The sequence below is a fragment of the Arhodomonas sp. KWT genome (genome assembly GCF_010993615.1).
The window spans coordinates 1-4,748 of record NZ_WNXE01000173.1 but is presented as its reverse complement, the minus strand read 5'-3'; the positions used below and the strand labels follow the sequence as shown (position 1 = coordinate 4,748).

At 70.4% G+C, this 4,748-nt stretch carries 5 protein-coding genes; 4 read left to right on the top strand and 1 reads right to left on the bottom strand.

The window, feature by feature from the left end; all coding sequences use genetic code 11:
- The 3 genes from G7A99_RS15990 to G7A99_RS15980 form a co-directional block, all read left to right on the top strand.
- Positions 1 to 787 (top strand): acetyl-CoA hydrolase/transferase C-terminal domain-containing protein (locus G7A99_RS15990; RefSeq protein ID WP_305792326.1); only part of this gene is annotated, 787 nt, incomplete at its 5' end.
- Positions 784 to 1,239, top strand: a complete 456-nt coding sequence (locus G7A99_RS15985) for a YaiI/YqxD family protein (protein ID WP_163141953.1) — start codon at positions 784 to 786, stop codon at positions 1,237 to 1,239. The genes G7A99_RS15990 and G7A99_RS15985, both read left to right, overlap by 4 nt.
- Positions 1,240 to 1,439: 200 nt before the next feature.
- Entirely contained in the window at positions 1,440 to 2,699 is a 1,260-nt protein-coding gene (locus G7A99_RS15980) for a DEAD/DEAH box helicase (protein ID WP_163141950.1), read from the top strand.
- 21 nt (positions 2,700 to 2,720) lie between these two features.
- Here the strand turns inward: G7A99_RS15980 and G7A99_RS15975 are convergent, their stop codons facing one another.
- Positions 2,721 to 4,334: a bifunctional diguanylate cyclase/phosphodiesterase gene (locus G7A99_RS15975; protein ID WP_163141947.1), complete on the bottom strand. Its 1,614-nt coding sequence runs from the start codon at positions 4,332 to 4,334 to the stop codon at positions 2,721 to 2,723.
- Between the two features lie 241 nt (positions 4,335 to 4,575).
- Between G7A99_RS15975 and G7A99_RS25965 the strand changes: the two genes are divergently transcribed.
- Positions 4,576 to 4,748 (top strand): helix-turn-helix transcriptional regulator (locus G7A99_RS25965; protein WP_163141944.1); only part of this gene is annotated, 173 nt, incomplete at its 3' end.

The window sequence follows — 4,748 nt, the reverse complement described above, 5'->3', positions numbered from 1 at the left end:
CGGCCGGCTTACCGAGCGGCTGCTGCCGCTGCAGTCCGGCGTGGGCAACATCGCCAATGCCGTGCTCGCGGGGCTCGCCGAGGGCGGTTACCGCGGGCTCACCGCCTACACCGAGGTGATCCAGGACGGTATGCTCGATCTGCTGCGCACCGGCGTGCTGGACATGGCATCGGCGACCTCCTTCTCGCTGAGCACTGACGGGCTGGCGACCTTCGAGGAGGATATCGAGCAGCTGCGCGAGCGCATCGTGCTGCGTCCGCAGGAGATATCCAACCACCCGGAGCTGATCCGCCGGCTCGGCTGCATTGCCATGAACGGCATGATCGAGGCGGATATCTACGGCAACGTGAATTCCACCCACATCGCCGGCAGCCGCGTGATGAACGGCATCGGCGGCAGCGGGGACTTCGCGCGCAACGGCTACCTCTCGGTGTTCATGTCGCCGAGCATGGCCAAGCGTGGCGGGATCTCCGCGATCGTGCCGATGGCGAGCCACGTGGACCACACGGAGCACGACGTCATGATCCTGATCACCGAACAGGGGCTCGCCGATTTGCGCGGGCTCTCGCCCAAGCAGCGGGCGCGCACCATCATCGCCAACTGCGCGCACCCCGACTACCGGCCGCTGCTGGAGGACTACTTCGAGCGGGCCTGCCGCGAGAGCTACGGCCGCCATACCCCGCACCTGCTCGACGAGGCCCTGGCCTGGCACCAGCGCTTCGTCGATACCGGGACCATGCAGCCGGAGGCCGGCGCGGCGCGCAGCGCCGGGTCGGCACGGACATGAGAATCTGGGTGGACGCGGACGCCTGTCCCGTCCCGATCAAGGAAATCCTCTTCCGCGCCGCGGAGCGTACCTGCGTGAACGTCACCCTGGTCGCGAACCAGCCTGTTCACGTGCCGCGCTCGCGCTACGTCGACCGGTTGCAGGTGTCGGCGGGTTTCGACGCCGCCGACAGCGAGATCGTCCGCCGGGTGTCGGCGGGGGATCTCGTGATTACCTCGGACATCCCGCTCGCCGCCGAGGTGCTGGAGCGCGATGCCCGCGTGCTCACCCCCCGGGGCGAGCGCTACACCGAGGGCACCATACGGGCGCGGCTGACCATGCGCGACTTCATGGAGACCCTGCGTGCGAGCGGCGTACAGACCGGCGGCCCGCCGGCGCTCAGTCAGGCGGACCGGCGGGCCTTCGCCGGTGAGCTCGACCGTCTGCTCAACGAGTGTCTCCGCGGCGGCTGATCCGGGGCCCGGCGCACGCCGGCGTGTCACCGCCGGCGGGACGTGCTATAGTCGCCGCCGCTGGTACCCTCCGGTCGGTATCACCGTTTTCGCGGTTTTCCCTCAGGGCCTGCCCCGAATTCCCGATCTTCCAAGCCTGGACCGGACCCCGCACGCGGCCCCTGGCCGCCGGGTAGGCATCCCAGGAGTATTCCCAGAACATGTCATTCGATGATCTCGGCCTCTCGGCCGCGCTGCTTCGTGCCGTGCGTGAGCAGGGCTACGACACCCCCACGCCCGTGCAGGCGCAGGCCGTACCGGCCATCCTCGGCGGCGGTGACGTCATGGCCGCCGCCCAGACGGGCACCGGCAAGACCGCCGGTTTCACCCTGCCGCTGCTCGAGCGGCTCATGCGCACGCGCACCGAGGGCCGCCGCCGCGCCGTGCGCGCGCTCATCGTCACGCCCACCCGCGAGCTGGCCGCCCAGGTCGAGAAGAGCGTGACCACCTACGGCCAACACCTGCCGCTGACCTCCGCGGTCATCTTTGGCGGCGTGGGCATGAATCCCCAGGTCCAGGCGCTGCGCCGGGGCGTGGACATCCTCGTGGCGACGCCGGGCCGGCTTCTCGATCACCTGGGGCAGGGCAACGTGGACCTCTCCCAAGTGGAGACGCTGATCCTGGACGAGGCCGACCGCATGCTCGACATGGGCTTCATCCACGATATCCGCCGGGTCATCCGCGCCCTGCCCGCGGAACGCCAGACGCTGCTGTTCTCCGCCACGTTCTCCGAGGAGATCGGCCGGCTCGCCCAGGGCATGCTGCGCTCGCCGACCCGTATCGACGTGGCGCCGCGCAATACTGCCGCGGAGACCGTCAGCCAGACCGTCCACCCGGTGAGCCGGGGGGAGAAGCGCTCGCTGCTCAGCCATCTGGTCCGCGAGGGCGACTGGCGTCAGGTGCTCGTGTTCACCCGTACCAAGCACGGTGCCGACCGGCTTGCCAAGCAGCTCGACCGCGAGGGCCTCACCGCCGCGGCGATCCATGGCAACAAGAGCCAGGGGGCGCGCACCCGGGCCCTGGACGGATTCAAGCAGGGCCGCGTGCGCCTGCTGATAGCCACAGACATTGCCGCCCGTGGCCTGGATATCGACCAGCTCCCCCACGTGGTGAATTTCGACCTGCCCAACGTCCCGGAGGATTACGTCCACCGCATCGGCCGCACCGGCCGGGCGGGTAACGGCGGCGAGGCGGTCTCGCTGGTCTGCGTCGACGAGCTCAAGCTGCTCAAGGGGATAGAGCGGCTGCTCGGTGACGATATCCGCCGGCACACGGTGTCCGGCTTCGAGCCGGATCCCTCGGAGAAGCCGGAGCCCTTGTTCAAGAAGCCCTCGGGCGGTCGCCGGCGTTCCGGCGGCGGCGGGCGGCGGCGCAGCGACGCCGCGCCGCGCGGCGGCCGGGCCGCACGCAACGCCCGCTGACACGGCGGCTGCGGGGCCGCGTTATGCCGCCCCGCTTCCGGCAGGGGGCGACCAGGCCGGCGCCGCCAGCAGCCGGCGGGCGTCCGCCGGGGCCGCCGGCCGGGCGATGTGGAACCCCTGGGCGGCGTCGCAGCCGAGCGCCTGCAGGCTCTGCAGCGTCGCCGCGTCTTCCACTCCCTCGCCGATCACGCGCTGGCCCAGGTCGTGGGCCATCTGAATCACCCGGTACACGAGCGCGCGGTCGCGGGGGCGTTCCGGCAGGGCATGGATGAAGGAGCGGTCCAGCTTGACCGCGGTTACCGGCAGGTCGCGGATGTAGGTCAGCGAGGCGTAGCCGGTGCCGAAATCGTCCACGGAGATGCCCACGCCCCGGTCGCGAAGCCGTTCCAGCTGGCGTAGCCGTGGGGCGCCGATGTTCAGCAGGGCGGTCTCGGTGATTTCCAGCTCCAGGAGCGCCGCGTCGATGCCGCGCCCGTCGAGCGTGCGGTCGACGAAATCCAGCAGCGTGTCGCTGTGCAGGTTGCGGGCGGCGACGTTGACGGCCACCGGTACCCACAGACCCGCGTGGCGCCAGGCGAGAGCCTGATCAATCGCGGTTTGCACGCTCCAGCGCGCGAACGGGTCCACCAGCCGGGTCTGCTCCAGCAGGGGGATGAACGCCCCCGGGCTGAGCGGGCCGTGCTCCGGGTGATGCCAGCGGGCCAGCGCCTCCGCGCCCAGCAGCCGGCCGGTGGCGAGATCCAGCTTGGGCTGGTAGACGAGATGGAACTGGCCCTCCGCCAGGGCCCGGTCCACCTCGCCGAGCAGCTTCAGCCCACGGCGGTGGTCGCTTTCCCGGCGCCCGTCGTAGACGGCCGTGTCGCGGCCGGCGCCAGCGGCGCGGGTGGTGGCCACGTCGGCCCGCGCGATCATCTCCTCCGGGTCGTCGTCGGGCGACTCCGAGCAGGCCAGGCCGGTCGCTATGTCCAGGAACAGCGGGACGCCGCTGACGTCCACCGGGTGGCTGGCGATCCCGTCGATCACCGGCAGGAGGCGTTCGGCATCGTCCTGGCCGCGGGGATGAATCAGCGCAAGTCGGTCCGGCGCGCTGCGGGCGACGAAGGTCTCGTCGCCGAGGCGGTCGCGCAGCAGGCCGGCGAAGCGCTGGACGAGCTGACGGACGTGTCCCTGGCCGAAGGTCTCCACGAGCTTCTCGTGGTTGAGGATGCGGATGCTGAGCACCGTGTAGGTACCGGGCCCGGCGGGGAGGCCGAGCATGTTCGTTCCCCGCAGATAGGCGCGTGCGGCGCTGATATTGGGGAGCTCGGTTGCCGCATCGGTGAAACGCAGCCGCGTCAGCTCCTGCGTCTGCCGGCCCATGATCCGGAATGCCATCCCGGTGACCGCGCCGACCGTGACGTAGCCGGTCCCTGCGCTGCCCCACGAGAGTGCCGCTGCCGCGGTCACGGCCCCAGCGAGCGCCGCGCTGAGGGCCGGGCCCGCGAGCAGCGCGCACACGACGCCGGCGGCGATGCCGCCTGCCGGGCCGTAAATGCTGGCGGCCACGATCACGGGGACGTAGAGGAAGTGACTGGCGGTGGCGGCCGCCCCGTCTGCCGAATAGAGCAGCGCGGCACCCAGGGCGAACAGTATCACCAGGGCCGCCGCCGGCGCTGAAGAGCGCCGTGTCGGCCATTGGTGCGGACCGGGCGCCGCCGGCATCACCAGTGGTACCCCGCTGGGGGCATGATCGGTGGGGCCATTTGTCGTGATCCGGTCCTGCGACTGTCGCGTGAATGATGTTGCATTCTTTTGAATGACGTTCGATGAAGGGTCGTCACTGTCCGCGTGATTGTGCTGTCCTTCGTCATTTCCCGCAATCAATAGGACAGGGACGATGGGACGTGGGGCTTACGGCAAGGCCGTTCGGCGCGTGAGGCAGTTCCGGGGCGTTGCCCAGGACAGTATGGCCCCGGCGATCTCGCGTTCTTACATCAGCGAGCTCGAGCGGGGGCGCAAGCAGCCTACGGTGGTCAAGGTGGAGGATCTGTGCCGCGTGTTACGCACGCC

Excerpts from the sequence above, each read along its gene's own strand:
- G7A99_RS15985 (WP_163141953.1), top strand. The coding sequence starts at position 784 with ATGAGAATCTGGGTGGACGCGGACGCCTGTCCCGTCCCGATCAAGGAA.
- G7A99_RS15980 (WP_163141950.1), top strand. The coding sequence starts at position 1,440 with ATGTCATTCGATGATCTCGGCCTCTCGGCCGCGCTGCTTCGTGCCGTG.